Here is a 17,395-nt window from a genome sequence, read left to right on the forward strand (position 1 = left end):
TGATCCGGTAGCCCGCCCGCGCCACAGCCACGCCTTCGGCCTCGGCCTCGCGCCCCGTGCGCGCGCTGACCTCAGCCCAGAGCGTGCCGCGCGCCTCCCAGACCTCTGTGACCCCACCCGCGCCATCAGGCAGACGCACCGCCCCTTCCAGAACGAGGGGTCGGTTCAGCCTCGGGCGCGCCATCACCGCGCGCCCCCGCCCAGCAACCGCACCGTGCGATAGCGCTCGATCAGGCTCGCCACGCCAAAGGGCATGCAGCCGCTACTCAGACCCGTTTCATGCCGATATTCATAGTAATGCGCCGCCAGCATCAGCACCGCTTGCACCAGATCGGCAGGCAAATCGCTCCAAGCCGCGCCATAACCGGCGCGGAACCGGATATCCGCCACACCGCCGCGTTCAATCGTGGGCAAAACTGCCGCAACGGGCCGCAGAACCGGCCGGTGCGCATCCTGCTCCAAACGGTAAAGCGCCGGATCAATCACCTCGACCTCATCAGCCCGGTTGCGCAGGCTCAGGCTCAGCACCGCACGCACCGGCGCCACTGGAAGCGCTTGTCCCGCCGCATCGCGCCACACGCGTAGCGCCCATGAAAACTCTCGCTCCAGCAACACCTTGCCGGTGCGCCCCTCGATCCCGGCCAGCGCCGCACGCAGAAAACTCTCCAGAACCGGGTCCTGGATATCGTCATCCGCAAACCCCGTGCCCAGCCGCAGATGCGCCTTGAATTCCGCCAGCGGCAGCGCGGCCGGGGGCGCCGCGGTTTCTTCGATTAACATCATGGACCTACTCCATATATCCCGGACCCCTCCGGTGGTTCAGGCGCGCGCCATCCGGCGTTGCACGGACGGAGGGGAAAGCTGGACAACGCCACACCCGAACGGCACGCGCCTCGGGACGGGGGCCACCACACCCCCAACCCTCTTCGCAGCCCCTTACGAGACGGCGAATTTCAAGAGCTTGATGGCCTTGAAGTCAGACACATCGCCGCCCACCCGCTTGGTCGCGTAAAAGAGGACATGCGGCTTGGCGCTGTAGGGATCGCGCAACACCCGCAGATCCGGGCGCTCGGCCACCGTGTACCCGGCATGGAAATCACCAAAGGCAATGGCATTGGCCCCGGTGGCAATATCGGGCATATCCTCGGCGATCAGCACCGGATAGCCCATCAGCCGCGCAGGCTCTCCCGTCGCCAGACCATCCGACCACAGGAACCGCCCATCGGCATCCTTCATCTTGCGAATGGTGCCTGCGGTCTTGGAATTCATCACGAAGGTGCCATTGGCGCGGTATTGCGCGCCCAAGGCATAGACCAGATCAACAATCGGCTCAGGCCCGGCTATCGCGCCCGCAACGCCGGTCGGCACATAGCCCAAATTGCCCCAGACCCAGACGTCATTGTCTACACTCGGATGCGTCAGAAATCCGCGCGGCTTGTCCACACCGTCGCCCGCCACGAATGCCGCCGCTTCGGCGCGCGCAAACTTGTCAGCGATACGCCCCGCCAGCCAGCCCTCGACGTCAAAGGCGCTGTCATCCAGCAGCCGCTGGCTGGCTTTCGGCAACGCGCTCAACTCATGCAGCGCGATGCTGATGCGGTCGATCACCGGCGTATCGCTCTCGGGCACCGTGCCGCTTTCCGTGGCCCAGCCATGGCCCACATCGGTGTGATCCACCAGCACGTCAAAGCTGGTGGCCTCGACCGCTACGACATTGGCCACCGCCCGGATCGACGCGGTCGTGCTCAGCACCGAACGGATCGTTTCGGCAGTCTGCGGATCGACCAGATAGCCACCCTCGCCCGCAATCGCGGTATTGAGCGCCTTACCTTCCAGCTCCAGACCCCGCAGCCCGTCATCGTCGCCGCCGCGCAGATAGGCGTCAAACGCCTTGCGATGCGGCGCAGACCCGTCAGAGGTCGCGGCAAGATGTGGACGCGCAAGGGCGATGGATTTGCGTTCAAACATGGTCATTTTCTCTTCTTGCTGTTGCAGTCGATTGTGAATTTCGGCTCGAAAGCCGCTGAATTCGCTCAGAAAACCCGCCACTGCGGATTTCACCTCGGCCACCGGAGACAGATCTTCCCCGGCCCGAGCCTTTGCTTGGGTTGTCATCATTCCATCCTTCAGATTGGGTCGTCGCTCGGGCGCTACACCTGCGCCATCTCCCGGCGGGCCGCGTCAAACGCCGCCGCCATCTCGCGCAGGGTTTGGGCCTCCGGGGCATCGCCCTTGGCCATCACCCGCGCACTGGGCAGCATCGGAAATGTCACCAGCGACACCTCCCACAGCTCCAGTTCCCGCAAGAGCCGCTGGCCCTTGTCATTCTTCGCCGCGCGCAGCGTCCGATAGCCGATACTCAGCCCGTCAATCGCCCCGGCGGCAATCAGCGCCGCCGCCTCGCGCGCCTTTTCCACACTCTCTAGCAGCCGCCCCTTGACCCAGAGACCGCGCGCATCCTCGCGCACCTCGTCCCAGATCCCGATCGGCTGCGCCGGATCATGCTGCCACAGCATCTTGACCCGCCGCCCCTCCTTGGCCAGCCGCCCGAGAGAGGCCGCATATGCGCCCCGCTCGACAATATCGCCGCCCTGATCGGGCGCGCCAAACAGGCTGGCATAGCCCTCGATCTGCCCCGCCTCGCTCACGCTCAGCACCGCGCCATCCAGCCGCGCGAACTTGCGCTCCAGCCCTGTCTCCATCTCCATCCGCCTCATCCTTTCGCTCTGCCTCACCCCGGCAATGCCGCCAACAGCGGCTGAAACGCCTGCGCCAGAATCGCCGCCACCACGCCGTAAACCGCCAGCCATAACCGGCGCTCCAACCGCTCCAGCGCCGCCTCCATCCGCTCCAACCGCTCGGTCATCGCGCGGGTCTGCAACTCCGAGACCCGCTCATGCGCCTCCAGCCGCAGCCCCGGCGCGCAGTCGAACGCCTCGAACCCATAGCGCGGCGGCGGCGCGCCCCGCTCAACCATCCGCCTCCTCCGCCGCCACGGCAGGCAGGCCCAACAGGCTGCGCTTTTCCGCGTCACTCAGAAACTCCGCCGCACCCACCCGCGCCCATTGCGCATCGCGCTCCGCCGCCAGCGCCGGCACCTGATCCAGATCGGGGGCAAGATCCAGCGCCTCGCCACTCATCCGCCCCAGCCAAGCCGAGATCGTCGCCGCCACACGCATGGCCAGCGGCAAAACCGTCAGCCGGTAAAACGCCCGGTTCGCTTCCTGGTAATTGGCAAAGGTCGCATCGCCCGGAATACCCAGCAGCATCGGCGGCACGCCAAAGGCCAGCGCAATCTCGCGCGCCGCACTCTCCTTGGTCTTCTGGAATTCCATATCCGAGGGGCTGAACCCCATCGGCTTCCAATCAAGCCCGCCTTCCAGCAGCATCGGACGCCCAGCATTGCGCGCGCCCTGATGATGCGCCTCCATCTCACTCACCAGCCGGTCATATTGATCGCCCGACATCGCCCCCTGCCCATCAGCCCCCTTATAGACAATCGCCCCCGAAGGCCGCGCGGCATTGTCCAAGAGTGCCTTCGACCAGCGGCTCGCGGAATTATGCACATCCACCGCCTGCGCCGCCGCTTGCAGGGGTGACAGCCCATAATGATCATCCTGCGGATGAAAGCTCTTGATGTGGCAAATACAGGGTACGCCCTCGCGCACATCGAACCGATGCTTGCGCCCCGCCACGGCATATTCATAGGCCACCGGCCAGCCATCCGACCCCGGCACCACGCTCATCCGATCCGAGCGCAGCACATGCAATTCCACCGGCACGCCGCCCGCGCCCACCGCCTCGACATAGGCATTTCCCGTCAACAAGAGCTGGCCGTAAAGCGCCTCGAAAAGCTCCGCCCGCCCCTGCGCCGGGTTGGGGCATTTGATCAGGCTCAGCACCGGATGCACCGCAAATCGCTGCTCGCAACCCTGCAAGATGAGCGGCAGCGCCGCCGCCGCCTCGGCGATCATCTTGACACAGCGAAACCCCACCGGATTGCCAGCAAAGCCGGTGCGCGTCAGGCTGACAGTATCGCGCGGGCTCCAGGCCACGCGCCCCGCCCCATGCCACGCCATCACGCGGCCCGTGGCACTTGCCTTCTGCTCGGGCACCGCGTCCGGCGCAGTGCCACCTTGCCGAAAGAAATCCAGTATCATCGCGCTGCTCTCCTTGATCCCGCTCATGCCAGGCCTCTTGCCCGCTTGAGAGGCATCAGACCGTCAAAGGTTTAAGGAAAGTAAATCAGACCGTGCGCGGGCCCTCAGACCCCCAACGCCTCACGCAATTCCGCCAGACGCGACCGGCTGACAGGCGTGGTGACATCCTGCCCGCCAAGCCGGAAATGACACAAGCCATTGTCCTTGCGCCGCTCGAAATGCGCCACATGCGCCGGGTTCACCAGATAGCTGCGATGCACCTTGAGGAACGGACCGGGGCTCAGCCGCCGCTCGGCTTCGGTGATCGACCAAGTGCAGAAATGCTTGTTGGTCCCGGCATAGAGCAGCGTGTAATGCCCCTCGGCCCGCAAAAACGCCACATCGCGCGCGTCGATGAAATGCGTCTGCCCGTTCTGCTCATAGGGAATGCGCCGGAGCACCGGAACCGCCTCAGACGGCTTGGCCACCACACCCTCTGCCTTGCCCCCCTGCGCCAGAAAGGTGACCCCCGTCAGCAGAAACGCGCCACAGAGCACAAACGAGCTGATCAACACCCCCAACGCCAGTACCTCATTGCCCATCACCGGCCCGATCTCTTGCACCGTCGGCACCGCCACAAACCGCGTCCCGAATATCGCCGCGAAATGCACTAGAAACACCGCCGTACCAAAGGCCAGCGTGCCCAGCAGGATATTGCGCGGCCGCCGCTGGCCATAGGCCACCCAGATCGCCGCCACGCTCAACCCGCAGGCCGCCAGCACTGCAAACACCACCCCCGGCAGCGTATAGACCGCCCGGCAGAGTTGCAGCCCCGACATGCCCAGATAATGCATCGCGACGATGCCAAGGCCAATGACACAGCCCGCCGCCGTCAGGCTCGCCCGCGTGCGCGGATAGAAATGCAGCAGTAGCAGCGCCGCGCCCGCCATCAGGATCGCAATAAGAGCCGACCCAAGCGTGATCATTGCATCGTAATAAATCGGAATCGGCAGTTGCAGCCCCAGCATCGCCACGAAATGCATCGACCAGATGCCTCCACCCAGCGCAATCGCCGCCAGGGTCACAGAAAGTTTACGCAAGGCCACCGGCTGCACGGCAATGCCACGGGTCAGCGAAAACCCGGTAAAGGCCGCCACGAGCGAAACACTCAGCGACGCCACCACCAGCCAGAGGTTATGCGAATACTCCAGAAATTCCATGTCGATCCAACGGCTTGAGCAAACCGCAAGAGAGCGGCCTCCCCGCCGCGCTCTTCCTCCCCTAGGTCCGGATCGTATGTCGCCAGAGGCTGCCTTACAAGGCTCTTGACCTCAGAGCACCAGCGCCATCTTGCGCCCGTCGTGAAACGCTTGCGCCGCCAGTCGCGGGGCATGCGCATCGCCAATCAGACGCGCAACAACGCCCTGCGCTGCCAACTCATCGCGCAAACTCACATCCGCCCGATTGGTCGTCGCCAGCACCAGACTATCCGCGGCCACATGCGACCGCGCGCCGGTCAGCAGGTCCACCACCTCAGCCCCGCCGTTCTGCCAGCTGGTGATCGCGCTCTCCGTCACAAACCGCACACCCAGCGCCGCCAGCCGTCGCCGCAATGGCACATCGGCGGCAGAGCGTTCCAACTCGCGCCCCACCATAGCCTGCGGCGTCACGATCACCACCTGATGCCCCGCTTCCGCCAGATGCCAAGCGGTGCCGCCGCCACGCCAATTGCCACCTTCATCGAGCACGATCACCCGAGGCCCCAGCCGCGCCGCGCGCCCCATCACATCCTCGACCGGCCAGACATTGCCATCGAGCCCCGGCAGCGCCGACAGATGCGGGATCGCCTTCTGAAACCCGGTCCCCGCAGGCAAAGACCCGGTGGCGAGGATCACATGATCCGCCCCTATCGCGGCAATCTCGCCCGCGTCCAGATAGCTGTTGAACCGCACCTCAACCCCCAGCCGCGCCAATTGCCGCGCGTACCAGCCCAGCAGGTCCAAAATCTGCGCCCGCCTCGGCTGCAATCCCGCCAGCCGGAATTGCCCGCCCATCTCGGGCCCCGCCTCGTGCAACTGCACTCGGTGCCCGCGCTCGGCCGCCACCCGCGCCGCCTCCAGCCCAGCAGGCCCAGCGCCCACAACCAGCACACCTTGCACCCGCGCCGCCGGGCTGAACCGATCCCCGCCCCAGTCGTGCTCCCAGCCCACCGACGGGTTGATCAGGCAGGAAATCCAGTAATCCCGACTCCGCCGCCCCCAGCATTGCTGATTGCACGAAATGCAGCCGCGCACGTCCTCAGGCCTGCCCGCCTTGGCCTTGGCCACCAGATGCGGATCGGCGATCTGCCCCCGCACGATCGAGACCATATCCGCCTCGCCTGCGCCCAGCACCGTATTGGCATTCTCGGGCGTGCGAATATGGCTCTCGGCTGTCACCAGCGCATGGCGCACCACGCGCTTGAGGCGCGCCGCCAGATCAACCCCCAGCTTTTCAGGGTACAGAAACGTCGGCATCAGCGGATGATAATCCAGATAGCTGCCCGACCCGCAGGTGACATAGTCCATCAGGCGCTCGGAATCATGCAACCCCACGATCTCGGCCATCGCCTCATGCCCCAGCGTGGCCTCAACGGTCGATCCGTCACTCACCGACAGCCCGACAATGAACCCCGGCCCACAGGCCGCGCGCACCCGCCGCAGAATCTCGCGCGAAAACCGCGTGCGGTTCTCAAGGCTCCCGCCCCACTCATCCTCGCGCGTGTTCGACATCGGCGTCCAGAACTGATCCAGCAGACAGTGATAGGCGGCCCAGACCTCGACCCCGTCAAATCCCGCCTTTTGACACCGCACCGCAGCGGCGACAAAGCTCTCGATGACCTCCTCGATCTCCGCCACGCTCATCTCGTGGCTGCCATCACTGTCATGCCAACTTGGCCCCCCCGAGGGCGACCATGCCGCGTGCCAGCTATTGTCCTGATCGCCATGCGCGCCGACATGGTAAAGCTGTTGCACCACCACCGCCCCATGCCGCTTGACGGCCTGCGTCAGCTTGGCAAAGGCCGGGATCACCGCATCCGAGGAATGCCGGAAATTGCCCCGCGTCAGCACCGCCGTGCGATGCACCGGCATCGGCTCGACCACGATCATCGCCGCCCCGCCTATGGCCCGCTCTTCGTAATAGGCGATATGACGTGCCCCCGGCAGACCGTCCTCGGCCATGTTGGTCGTATGCGCGCCAAACACCACACGGTTGCGCAGGCTATGCCCCGCCATCACGACAGGGCGAAACACATGCGAGAACGCGCTCATCCCTTCCCCGCCAAACGGTCCAGACCCTCGCACAGGGCCTCGCGCATCCCCGCCACCTCCATATGCTGCCTGAGCCGCTGATTATAACCGCCTTCGGTGTTGAGCGCGTCCAGCATCGGCTGACACTCGCCGCTCATCAGGCTGCTTCCCACCAGATGCCGCAGAAACGCTTCGCCCCCGCCCAGCCACTCCGCCGCGACGCCGACCATCTGCACCGCCGGCGACAATACCGCCTGCGCACAGAGATAGGCCTCCAGTTCCGCCGCATCGCGCAAGCGGTAAACCGTGTTGGCAGGCGCAAACAGCGCCTCGATCACCCCGACATCGCCCAGCGCCAGAATAGGCGAGCCGCCCTCAGCAATCCCCGGATAGGGCAGCATCACCGCCTCCGCCCGCGCCGGTGCCACCAGCGCCGCGACGTCCTCCAACGGCATCCCCGCCATAAAGGACACCACCCGCTGATCGTCCCGGAACCGCAGCCCGCCCAACACCTCCGCCGCCTGCTCCGCCATCAGCCCGAGAAACACGACCTCGCTCGCCTCCACCACACCCTGATTACCCGCGACGCTCACATTGGCAAAATCGCCCGCCAGCCGCGCCGCCCGCAGGGCATTGCGCTCCGATACCGTGATCTGATGCCCACTCGGTGCCAGGCCCCGCACCACTGCCTCTGCAATGCTGCCCGTGCCCAGAAATCCGACACGCATCTCAGATGTCCTTCATCAGCCGCAGCGCATCATAAATCGCCGCATGGGTATTGCGCGCCGACACCGCATCACCAATCCGGAAAAGCTGAAACGCCCCACCGGGATTGCTCTCAACCGTCTGCGGATGCCCGGCAATCAGCGCGTCATGGTCCACCTCGCCGAGATTGCGCGAGAGCGGTTTCAAATCGAAGTAAAGATCATCAAGCGGCAGCGTGCCATAGTTCACCACCACCTGATCATAGGTCTTCTCGCTCGTGAACCCGCTGTAATCCGTGCCGATCCTGGCCTTCAGACGATTGCCATCCCGCGTCACATCCAAGAGCCGCCGCGTCACGGTGAAGGTCACATCCTTATCCTGCAACGCTCGCATATAAGGCACCAGATTCATCGCCATGATATCGGGGGCAAACACCCGGTCCGGCGTCATCACCTCGACACTCGCCCCGGCCTTCGCCGCAACCTCCGCCGCCATCAACCCCGGATGATCGCCGCTTTCATCATAGATCAAGACATTCTGCCCCGGCTTCACATCGCCCGAAATAATATCCCAAGCGGTAACAACCAGCTCCTGCTCCTTGCCGCTCTCAAAGAGCTCGCGATTTGGCAGGCCACCCGTGGCCACGATCACCACATCGGGATTGAGCGCGGTCACATCCCCCACTTCGGCAAAGGTGTTGAAATGAAACACCACGTCGCGCGCGGCGCATTGTGCCATCCGCCAGTCGATGATGCTGATCATCTCACGCCGCCGCGGATTGAGCGCCGTCAGCCGGATCTGCCCGCCCGGATCGGGCTGCGCCTCGAACACCGTCACATCATGGCCGCGCTCTGCCGCCACCCGCGCGGCCTCCAGCCCCGCAGGCCCCGCGCCGACAATGACCACCTTCTTGCGCGTCGCAGCCTTTGCAATGTCATGCGGCATCGTCAATTCGCGGCCCGTCGCGGCGTTGTGGATACAGAGCGCCTCACCGGCGGCATAAATCCGGTCCAGACAGAACGTCGCCCCCACACAGGGCCGGATATCCGCCTCGCGCCCCTCGATGATCTTGCGCACAATATGCGGGTCCGCCATATGCGCCCGCGTCATCCCGACCATGTCCAAGAGCCCCGCCTGTATCGCATGCCGCGCCGTCGCCACATCGGGGATCTTGGCGGCATGGAACGTGGGCATGCCTGTTGCCGCCTTGACCGCGCCCGCGAAATCCAGATGCGGCGCGTTTTTCATCCCCTGCACCGGGATCACATCGGTCATCGCCGGATCGGTATGGATACGCCCCCGGATCACGTTGAGGAAATCGACCATGCCGGTCGCCGCCAGCCGCTTGGAAATCTCGATGCCTTCCTCGGGCGTGATCCCCCCTGCCTCTGCCTCATCAGCCGTATAGCGCAGTCCAACGATGAACTCGGTCCCTACCCGTTTGCGAATGGCCGCCAGCACGTCCAGCAGCAGCTTCATCCGGCTCTCGAGGGTCTGCCCGCCATACGGCCCGTCAAGATCATTGGTCAGCGGCGACCAGAACTGATCAAGGAGGTGGCCGTAAACCTGCAGCTCAATGCCATCCATGCCGCCTTCTTTCATCCGCTCGGTGGCATCGGCGAAATCAGAGATGATGCGCGCAATATCCCAATCCTCCGCCAGCTTGGGAAAGGCGCGATGCGCTGGCTCGCGATGCTTGGTCGAGGACACAGAGGGCAGCCAATCGCCCTTGGCCCAGCCCGTGCGCCGCCCCAGATGCGTGAGCTGAATCATCACCGCACAGCCATGCTCGTGACAGGCATCGGTCAACTGCCGGATATAGGGCACCACCTCGTCCTTGTAGGCCAGCACGTTATTGAACACCGGCGGGCTATCCTTGGACACCGCCGCCGACCCTGCGGTCATCGCCAGCGCCACGCCCGCGCGGGCGCGCTCGGCGTGATAGGCGGCATAGCGCGCCTTGGGCATGCCATCCTCAGGATAGGCCGGCTCGTGGCTCGTGGTCATGATCCGGTTTTTCAGGGTCAGATGTTTCAGTTGATAGGGTTGCAGCAGCGGGTCACGCGACATGGGCGTTGCCTTTCTTCACTCTCGTTTCAATACCAGGCGTCGGCCATCTCTGACTTGCGCCGCGCGATGAAATCGCACAGCGCCCCGTCGACCCCGGCCTCCATGTGCGGCGCCTCATACTTCGCCAAGACCTCTTTCCACGCGCCATTGGCACGGGTCATCGCATCGACACCGCCTGCCTCCGACCATGTCTCATAGGTGGTGTTGTCGTCCAGCCCGCTGTCCCAATAGGCGGTCTCGTAATGCCGCAGCGTATGGGCACAGCCAAACATATGCTCCCCCGGCCCCTTCTCGGCCAGCGCCTCAAACGCCAGCGTGTCCTCATTGACCTCCAACCCCTTGAGCCAGACATGCAGCGCGCCGCACATATCCATATCCAGCATCAGCTTTTCATAGGACATCGACAGCAGCCCATCGAGGAACCCCGCCGAATGCAGGATGAAATTCGCCCCGCCATTCACCGCCGACATCATCGACATCATGGCCTGCGTCATCGCCTGCCCATCCGGTAGCTTGGAGGTGCTGAAGTTACCCGCGCAACGCAGCGGCATATTGAGCCGCCGCGCAATCTGCCCCATCACCAGCGATCCCAACGCAGGCTCGGGCGTCCCGAATGTGGGCGATCCGGTGCGCAGCGACATCGACGACAGAAAACTGCCCAGAATGGCCGGTGCTCCCGGCCGCACCAGTTGCGTCAGCGCACAGCCCACCATGCTCTCGGCCAGACATTGCGCAATCGCCCCCGGCATGGTCAGCGGCGACACCGCCCCGCCCAAGAGAAACGGCAAATGGATCGACCCTTGCCCAGCGGCGGCATAGGCGCGAATGCCCCGCGTGCTCACCCCGTCCCAGACCAAGGGCGAGGTCGAGTTGAAATTGCCCATGATCACGCAATGGCTGTCGACATACTCCGCCCCGAACAGCATCCGGCACATCTCGATACTGTCCTCCGCCCGCTCCGGCGCGGTGATCGACCCCAGAAAGGCGCGATCCGAATAGCGCATATGCGCGTAGACCATATCGAGATGCCGCTTGTTCACCGGAATATCCGTCGGCTCACAGATCGTGCCGCCCGAATGATGCAGCCAGGGCGAGGATTGCGCCAGCTTGATCAGGTTCTGGAAATCCTCGATCGTGCCATAGCGCCGCCCCTTGTCCAGATCCATCACGAAGGGCGAGCCATAGGCCGGCGCAAACACCATCGACTTGCCGCCAATCCGCACAGACTTCGCCGGATTGCGCGCATGTTGCGTGAATTCCGCTGGCGCGGTGGCCAAGAGGCCCCGGATCAGCCCCGGCTCGAACGTGACATTCCACGCCTCCGGCCCCACCTCCCGCGCCTTGCCACCCGCCTGCTGAAAGAGCCGCACCGTCTCGGGGTCTTCGCGAAACTCGATGCCGATTTCGGCCAATATCCGATCCGCGGTCGCAATAATCGCATCAAGCGATGCCTCCGACGCGATGTCATGCGTGGGAATACCGCGCGTGATATAGGGCACATGTAGCGGGTTCACCCCAGCCCCCGCGCCGGTGCCGCGCCGAACCTGCATGGCGGCCCGCCCGCCGCGCGCCCGGCGCGCAACCGGAACAGGCATATCAAGAGATATTTCAGAAGGTATCGCGTGCGGCATCGGCCTGATCCTGGCTGGCCGGGAACGACCCGGCGGTGGCGTGAAGACTTAATCGACACCACTGTCGAGAAAACAAACTAACCTGTCAAGTTATTTGCCAGCCGCGCCAAAACCGTCTAGGCTCAGGCCATGACCAGCCCCCAAACCACCCGCCGCGCCAAACCCGCCCCCGATCCCGCCGCCCGCGGCTCCGAGGATCTGTGGCTCAATGCCGCCTATGAGGTGCTCGTCACCGCCGGGGTGGAGGCGGTCAAGGTCATGCCACTGGCGCAGATGCTCGGCCTGTCGCGCACCAGTTTCTACTGGCATTTCAAAGACCGCGAGGCGCTGCTTGCCGCCCTTCTCGACCGCTGGGAGGCGCAGAATACCGGCAATCTCGTCGCCCGCACCGAGGCCTACGCCGAGACGATAAACGAGGCGCTCTACAACCTCTTCGATTGCTGGCTCACCCGCGATCTGTTCGATTCCCGCCTCGATTTCGCGATCCGCAACTGGGCGCTCGGCGATCCCACGATCAAGGCCAAGCTGCAACGCACCGACGAGACCCGCATCACTGCCATCCGCGCCATGTTCGAGCGATTCGGTTACGCCAGCGATCACGCCGACACCCGCGCCCATACCGTCTATTACACCCAGATCGGCTATATCTCGATGATGGTGGCCGAACCCCGTGATATCCGCATCGCGCGCATGCCCGCCTATGTCGAGAATTTCTCGGGCCATCCCCCGACCCCCGCCGAAACCGACCGCTTCATGGCGCGCCACACCGACACCTGACCCGATATGCAGCCATCTGGACCTTTTGCCAAAGCTGTGGAAAGGATTGAGCACCGCCCTCTGGGGGACCAAGGGCAAACCGGGACGGGACAAACCGCCCGACATCAGGGAGAGATGACATATGACATTCAAGACACTGGCCATCGCCGGCGCGCTCAGCCTCGCCGCTGTCACCGCGCAGGCTGACATCAAGGTCGGCATGATCACCACCCTTTCGGGCGGTGGCGCGGGCCTCGGCATCGACGTGCGCGACGGCTTCATGCTGGCGCTGGAACAATCCGGGCGCAGCGACATCGAGGTGATCATCGAGGACGATCAGCAAAAACCCGACATCGCCGTGCAACTCTCGGACAAGATGATCCAGTCCGACAAGGTCGACGTGATGACCGGCATCATCTGGTCCAACCTTGCCATGGCGGTGGTGCCCGGCGCGGTCGCCCAAGGCAAATTCTACCTCTCGCCCAATGCTGGCCCCTCGGCGCTGGCGGGTCAGGGCTGCCTGCCCAACTATTTCAACGTCGCCTGGCAGAACGACAACCTGCACGAGGCCGCAGGTGCCTATGCCAATGACGCAGGCTATAAAAACAGCTTCATCCTTGCGCCGAATTATCCCGCAGGTCAGGACGCGCTCACCGGCTACAAGCGGTTCTACAAAGGCGAGTTGGCAGGCGAAATCTACACCCAACTGGGCCAGACCGATTACGCCGCCGAAATCGCCCAGATCCGCGCCTCCGGGGCTGACTCTGTGTTTTTCTTCCTGCCCGGCGGCATGGGGATTTCCTTCCTCAAGCAATATGCCGACAGCGGCGTCGGCTTGCCCGTGGTTGGCCCCGCCTTCAGCTTTGACCAAGGCATCCTTCAGGCGGTGGGCGACGCGGCCCTTGGCGTGGTCAACACCTCGCAATGGTCCAAGGATATCGACAACGAAACCAACGTCGCCTTCGTCGCCAGCTTTCAGGAAAAATATGGCCGCCTGCCCTCGCTCTACGCGAGCCAGGGCTTTGACACCGCCAACCTCCTGATCTCGGCGCTGGATCAGGCGCAGCCCTCCGACGCTGATGCCTTCCGCGCTGCACTCAAGGCCGCCGATTTCGCCAGCACGCGCGGCGATTTTGCCTTTGGCAACAACCATCACCCGATTCAGGACATCTATGTCCGCGAGGTGATCAAGGAAGGTGACATCTACACCAACAAGATCATCGGTGTGGCGCTGGAAGATCACGCCGACGCCTACGCGGTTGACTGCAAGATGTAACACCCCGCGCCGGGCCGTTCCCACGGCCCGGCCACACCCCCATGTCGCTCCGACCTACACGCATGGTCGTTTGCCGCCTTTCCTCCGGATAAAACTCGCGGCATACAAAGACATGACCGACTCGCCCCCCCCCTTCTCCACGCCCCTGCCGGGCAATGACTGGCCCCGGCTTGAACCCGGCTGGGTCTGGCTCTGTGGGGCTGGCCCCGGCGATCCCGGCCTTTTGACCCTGCACGCCCTCTATGCCCTTGGGCAGGCCGATGTGGTGATTTACGACGCGCTGGTGCAGGACTGCATCCTCGACTGGGCCCCGCAGGCACGCCACATCTACGCGGGCAAACGCGGCGGCAAACCCTCGGCCAAACAACGCGACATTTCCCTGCAACTGGTCGACCTCGCCCGCGAAGGCCTGCGCGTTCTGCGCCTCAAGGGGGGCGATCCCTTTGTGTTTGGCCGCGGCGGCGAAGAGGCACAAACGCTGGTGCAGCACGGCATACCCATCCGCATCATCCCCGGCATCAGCGCGGGCATCGGCGGGCTGGCCTATGCGGGCATCCCCGTCACCCATCGCGACGTCAATCAATCCGTGACCTTCGTGACAGGCCATGACCAATCCGGCCTCACCCCCTCCTCGCTCAATTGGCAGGCGATTGCACAGGGCAGCCAAGTGATCGTGATCTATATGGGCATGAAACACGCGAGCCAGATCAGCGCGGCGCTTCTCGACGCGGGTCGCCCTCTGGATGAGCCGTGCGCCGTGGTCTGTTCCGCCACCACCCCCGATCAACGCGTGCTGGAAACCACCCTTGGACGGCTTGCCGCCGATATCGAGGCGAGCGGCTTTGAGCCGCCCGCGATCCTCTGCATCGGGCGTTCGGTGCTGATGCGCCAAGTGCTCGACTGGCAGGGCATGCTGGCCGGTGCCGCCCCCCGCAACCTCGACCCGCTCGGGCGCGGATTGCCCGCCGAGACCGCATGCGAGGGCTGATCCTCGCCGCGCCCGCCTCAGGGGCTGGCAAGACCACGCTCACCCTCGCCCTGCTGCGCCTCTTGTCCCGCCAGGGACTGACCGTGCGCGGCGCCAAATCCGGCCCCGATTACATCGACCCCCGCTTTCACGAGGCCGCCTGCGGCGCACCTTGCCCCAATCTCGACGCTTGGGCCATGACGCCCGAGCGCCTGCGCAGCCTTGCGGCAGGCGACGGCCTCCTGATCATCGAGGGTGCCATGGGTCTCTTTGACGGTGCCCCCCCCGACGGGCGCGGTGCTGTGGCCGATCTGGCGCGGCATCTCGCCCTGCCGGTGGTGCTGGTGGTGGACGCAGGCCGCATGGCAGGCTCCATCGCCCCCTTGGTTGCAGGTTTCGCAGGCTTTGATCCAAATGTGCGCGTCGCGGGCGTGATGCTCAACAATGTGGGCTCAGACCGTCACGAAGCAATGCTGCGCCGCGCCCTTGCCCCCCTCGGCCTGCCCGTTCTTGCCGCCCTCCGCCGCAATCCGGCGCTGGCGCAACCCTCGCGCCATCTGGGACTGGTGCAAGCCATCGAGCGCCCCGATCTCGATCACTTCCTCGACACCGCCGCCGACGCCCTCACCATGACGCTTGACCGCGAAACGCTGCGCGCGCTCGCAGCCCCCTTGCCCGAGGCCAAAGCCGCCCCGCGCCTCACCCCCCCGGCACAGGTCATCGCCGTGGCCCAAGACCGCGCCTTCGGCTTTGCCTACCCACATATGCTGGCCGATTGGCGCGCGGCGGGTGCAGAAATGCGACCCTTCTCGCCACTCGCCGATGATCCGGTGCCAGAGGCCGATTTCGTCTTTCTCCCCGGCGGCTACCCGGAACTGCACGCAGGCCAGATCGCCGCCAACACCATCTTCATGCAAAGCCTGAGAAATGCGGCGCAAACTACGGATATATATGGGGAATGCGGCGGCTACATGGTACTGGGCGAGGGGCTGACAGGCGCGGATGGCACCCGGCATGTGATGGCCGGGTTGCTCCCGCTCGAGACCAGCTTTGCCACCCGCCAGCTCCATCTCGGCTACCGCCACCTTGAGGCACAGACCGGCCCATTCCCCGGCGCATGGGCCGCGCATGAATTCCACTATGCCACCACCCTGCGCGCCGATGGCCCGCCGCTCTTTGCCGCGACAGACGCCGAAGGCACAGCCCTCCCCCCCATGGGCCTCCATTTGGGCCGGGTGAGCGGCTCCTTCGCACATCTCATCGACCGCGCCTGAATTGCGCTTGCAGGCCCCGAGCCTGAATTGCGCTTGCAGCGCGCAGGCGACGGGTCTAGCACTTGCGCCATGACTGACACAGCCCTCCATCCTGACGATAGCCGCGCCAAACGCAACGTGGCCGTTCTCGTCGCAGCCCAAGCCATCTTGGGCGCGCAAATGCCGATGATCTTCGTCGTCGGCGGGCTTGCCGGGCAATCGCTTGCCTCGAACATCTGCTTTGCCACCCTGCCCATATCGCTCATCGTGCTGGGGTCGATGCTCTCGGCGACGCCGATTTCGCACCTGATGCAGCGCTACGGGCGGCGTGTGGGCTTCATGATCGGCGCAGGCGCGGGCGCGATTGGCGGCGCCATCGGCGCCTACGGGCTCTATACCGCCTCCTTCCCGATTTTCCTCCTGGGCAGCCTCATCACCGGCACTTATATGTCGGCCCAGGGCTTTTACCGCTTTGCCGCCGCTGACACCGCCAGCGACGCGTTCCGCGCCAAGGCCATCTCCTACGTCATGGCGGGCGGCCTGCTCAGCGCCGTGATCGGCCCGCAACTGGTCAAGGCTACCTCGCAGGCCATGGTGATCCCGTTCTTAGGCACCTATCTCGCGGTCATCGCCCTCAATATCGCGGGTGCCTTCCTCTTTCTCATGCTCGACATCCCGAAACCGCCGGTGCCCGCCGTGGACGCCCCCCATGGCCGCACCCGGATGGAACTCCTCAAAACCCCGCGCATCGCAGTGGCGGTGATCTGCGCCACGGTGTCCTATGCGCTGATGAATCTGGTCATGACCTCGACACCGCTCGCCGTGGTCGGCTGCGGCTTTGACGCGGGCGATGCGGCGGATGTGGTCACGGCGCATGTGTTGGCCATGTATATCCCGTCATTTTTCACCGGCCACCTGATCGCCCGCTTCGGCGTAGAGAAAATTGTCGCGATCGGCCTCGTCATCCTCGCAGGCGCGGGGGCGGTGGCCCTGAACGGCGTGCATCTGGAAAACTTCTTCGTCGCCCTCATTCTCTTGGGCATCGGCTGGAACTTCGGCTTCATCGGTGCGACCACCCTGCTCGCAGGCTCGCATGCCCCGCATGAACGTGGCCGCATGCAGGGACTCAACGATCTCATCGTCTTCGGCGGTGTGACCTTTGCCTCGCTGTCCTCGGGGGGCCTGATGAACTGCTCCGGCGGCACACCAGAGGCGGGCTGGACATCCGTCAACCTCGCCATGGCCCCCTTCCTCATACTGGCAGGCGGCGCACTGATCTGGCTCACACTGCGCCCCAAGGACGCCTGA

16 protein-coding genes are annotated in these 17,395 nt (G+C 64.7%); 5 read left to right on the forward strand and 11 right to left on the reverse strand.

What is annotated here, in order from left to right:
• The 11 genes from VR71_RS09410 to VR71_RS09460 form a co-directional block, all read right to left on the reverse strand.
• A partial coding sequence (locus tag VR71_RS09410; protein ID WP_045683274.1) for a head-tail adaptor protein occupies nucleotides 1–184 on the reverse strand: 184 nt, incomplete at its 3' end.
• Nucleotides 184–783 (reverse strand): head-tail connector protein, encoded by a 600-nt coding sequence (locus tag VR71_RS09415; protein ID WP_045683276.1) that lies wholly within the window; start codon nucleotides 781–783, stop codon nucleotides 184–186. The genes VR71_RS09415 and VR71_RS09410, both read right to left, overlap by 1 nt.
• A gap of 153 nt (nucleotides 784–936) precedes the next feature.
• Entirely contained in the window at nucleotides 937–2,118 is a 1,182-nt protein-coding gene (locus VR71_RS09420) for a phage major capsid protein (RefSeq protein WP_045683278.1), read from the reverse strand.
• 32 nt (nucleotides 2,119–2,150) lie between these two features.
• Complete coding sequence (locus VR71_RS09425; RefSeq protein WP_045683280.1) at nucleotides 2,151–2,708, reverse strand: HK97 family phage prohead protease; 558 nt, start codon at nucleotides 2,706–2,708, stop codon at nucleotides 2,151–2,153.
• 23 nt (nucleotides 2,709–2,731) lie between these two features.
• Nucleotides 2,732–2,977, reverse strand: a complete 246-nt coding sequence (locus tag VR71_RS09430) for a hypothetical protein (protein WP_045683281.1) — start codon at nucleotides 2,975–2,977, stop codon at nucleotides 2,732–2,734.
• Nucleotides 2,970–4,160, reverse strand: a complete 1,191-nt coding sequence (locus tag VR71_RS09435) for a phage portal protein (protein WP_045683371.1) — start codon at nucleotides 4,158–4,160, stop codon at nucleotides 2,970–2,972. Before VR71_RS09435 ends, VR71_RS09430 begins: the two co-directional genes overlap by 8 nt.
• A gap of 104 nt (nucleotides 4,161–4,264) precedes the next feature.
• Nucleotides 4,265–5,359 (reverse strand): MHYT domain-containing protein, encoded by a 1,095-nt coding sequence (locus VR71_RS09440; RefSeq protein WP_045683282.1) that lies wholly within the window; start codon nucleotides 5,357–5,359, stop codon nucleotides 4,265–4,267.
• 111 nt (nucleotides 5,360–5,470) lie between these two features.
• The gene (locus VR71_RS09445; RefSeq protein ID WP_045683284.1) at nucleotides 5,471–7,450 is read right to left on the reverse strand and encodes an FAD-dependent oxidoreductase; all 1,980 of its coding nucleotides are present in this window, start codon (nucleotides 7,448–7,450) and stop codon (nucleotides 5,471–5,473) included.
• Nucleotides 7,447–8,157 (reverse strand): NAD(P)-binding domain-containing protein, encoded by a 711-nt coding sequence (locus tag VR71_RS09450; protein WP_045683286.1) that lies wholly within the window; start codon nucleotides 8,155–8,157, stop codon nucleotides 7,447–7,449. Before VR71_RS09450 ends, VR71_RS09445 begins: the two co-directional genes overlap by 4 nt.
• A 1-nt stretch (nucleotide 8,158) precedes the next feature.
• Nucleotides 8,159–10,204 (reverse strand): NADH:flavin oxidoreductase, encoded by a 2,046-nt coding sequence (locus VR71_RS09455; protein WP_045683288.1) that lies wholly within the window; start codon nucleotides 10,202–10,204, stop codon nucleotides 8,159–8,161.
• A gap of 26 nt (nucleotides 10,205–10,230) precedes the next feature.
• Complete coding sequence (locus VR71_RS09460) at nucleotides 10,231–11,799, reverse strand: trimethylamine methyltransferase family protein (RefSeq protein ID WP_296430140.1); 1,569 nt, start codon at nucleotides 11,797–11,799, stop codon at nucleotides 10,231–10,233.
• 165 nt (nucleotides 11,800–11,964) lie between these two features.
• Between VR71_RS09460 and VR71_RS09465 the strand changes: the two genes are divergently transcribed.
• From VR71_RS09465 to VR71_RS09485, 5 genes are all read left to right on the forward strand, one after another.
• Nucleotides 11,965–12,612 carry a TetR/AcrR family transcriptional regulator gene (locus VR71_RS09465; RefSeq protein ID WP_045683290.1) on the forward strand — a complete coding sequence of 216 codons (648 nt, stop codon included), beginning with the start codon at nucleotides 11,965–11,967 and terminating at the stop codon, nucleotides 12,610–12,612.
• A 121-nt stretch (nucleotides 12,613–12,733) separates the two neighbouring features.
• Nucleotides 12,734–13,867 carry an ABC transporter substrate-binding protein gene (locus VR71_RS09470; protein WP_045683292.1) on the forward strand — a complete coding sequence of 378 codons (1,134 nt, stop codon included), beginning with the start codon at nucleotides 12,734–12,736 and terminating at the stop codon, nucleotides 13,865–13,867.
• Nucleotides 13,868–13,979: 112 nt separating this feature from the next.
• On the forward strand, nucleotides 13,980–14,855 hold the full coding sequence (gene cobA, locus VR71_RS09475) for a uroporphyrinogen-III C-methyltransferase (RefSeq protein WP_045683294.1): 876 nt from the start codon (nucleotides 13,980–13,982) through the stop codon (nucleotides 14,853–14,855).
• Nucleotides 14,843–16,108: a cobyrinate a,c-diamide synthase gene (locus VR71_RS09480; RefSeq protein ID WP_045683297.1), complete on the forward strand. Its 1,266-nt coding sequence runs from the start codon at nucleotides 14,843–14,845 to the stop codon at nucleotides 16,106–16,108. Before cobA ends, VR71_RS09480 begins: the two co-directional genes overlap by 13 nt.
• A 69-nt stretch (nucleotides 16,109–16,177) precedes the next feature.
• On the forward strand, nucleotides 16,178–17,395 hold the full coding sequence (locus VR71_RS09485; protein WP_045683299.1) for an MFS transporter: 1,218 nt from the start codon (nucleotides 16,178–16,180) through the stop codon (nucleotides 17,393–17,395).

The sequence above is a fragment of the Roseovarius sp. BRH_c41 genome (assembly GCF_000961715.1).
Lineage (GTDB): Bacteria > Pseudomonadota > Alphaproteobacteria > Rhodobacterales > Rhodobacteraceae > Roseovarius.

What these genes read in the sequence shown, in the direction of transcription:
- VR71_RS09415 (WP_045683276.1), bottom strand. Translation starts at nt 783, where the DNA reads ATGATGTTAATCGAAGAAACCGCGGCGCCCCCGGCCGCGCTGCCGCTG.
- VR71_RS09420 (WP_045683278.1), bottom strand. Translation starts at nt 2,118, where the DNA reads ATGATGACAACCCAAGCAAAGGCTCGGGCCGGGGAAGATCTGTCTCCG.
- VR71_RS09425 (WP_045683280.1), bottom strand. Translation starts at nt 2,708, where the DNA reads ATGGAGATGGAGACAGGGCTGGAGCGCAAGTTCGCGCGGCTGGATGGC.
- VR71_RS09430 (WP_045683281.1), bottom strand. Translation starts at nt 2,977, where the DNA reads ATGGTTGAGCGGGGCGCGCCGCCGCCGCGCTATGGGTTCGAGGCGTTC.
- VR71_RS09435 (WP_045683371.1), bottom strand. Translation starts at nt 4,160, where the DNA reads ATGATACTGGATTTCTTTCGGCAAGGTGGCACTGCGCCGGACGCGGTG.
- VR71_RS09440 (WP_045683282.1), bottom strand. Translation starts at nt 5,359, where the DNA reads ATGGAATTTCTGGAGTATTCGCATAACCTCTGGCTGGTGGTGGCGTCG.
- VR71_RS09445 (WP_045683284.1), bottom strand. Translation starts at nt 7,450, where the DNA reads ATGAGCGCGTTCTCGCATGTGTTTCGCCCTGTCGTGATGGCGGGGCAT.
- VR71_RS09450 (WP_045683286.1), bottom strand. Translation starts at nt 8,157, where the DNA reads ATGCGTGTCGGATTTCTGGGCACGGGCAGCATTGCAGAGGCAGTGGTG.
- VR71_RS09455 (WP_045683288.1), bottom strand. Translation starts at nt 10,204, where the DNA reads ATGTCGCGTGACCCGCTGCTGCAACCCTATCAACTGAAACATCTGACC.
- VR71_RS09460 (WP_296430140.1), bottom strand. Translation starts at nt 11,799, where the DNA reads ATGCCTGTTCCGGTTGCGCGCCGGGCGCGCGGCGGGCGGGCCGCCATG.
- VR71_RS09465 (WP_045683290.1), top strand. Translation starts at nt 11,965, where the DNA reads ATGACCAGCCCCCAAACCACCCGCCGCGCCAAACCCGCCCCCGATCCC.
- VR71_RS09470 (WP_045683292.1), top strand. Translation starts at nt 12,734, where the DNA reads ATGACATTCAAGACACTGGCCATCGCCGGCGCGCTCAGCCTCGCCGCT.
- cobA (WP_045683294.1), top strand. Translation starts at nt 13,980, where the DNA reads ATGACCGACTCGCCCCCCCCCTTCTCCACGCCCCTGCCGGGCAATGAC.
- VR71_RS09480 (WP_045683297.1), top strand. Translation starts at nt 14,843, where the DNA reads ATGCGAGGGCTGATCCTCGCCGCGCCCGCCTCAGGGGCTGGCAAGACC.
- VR71_RS09485 (WP_045683299.1), top strand. Translation starts at nt 16,178, where the DNA reads ATGACTGACACAGCCCTCCATCCTGACGATAGCCGCGCCAAACGCAAC.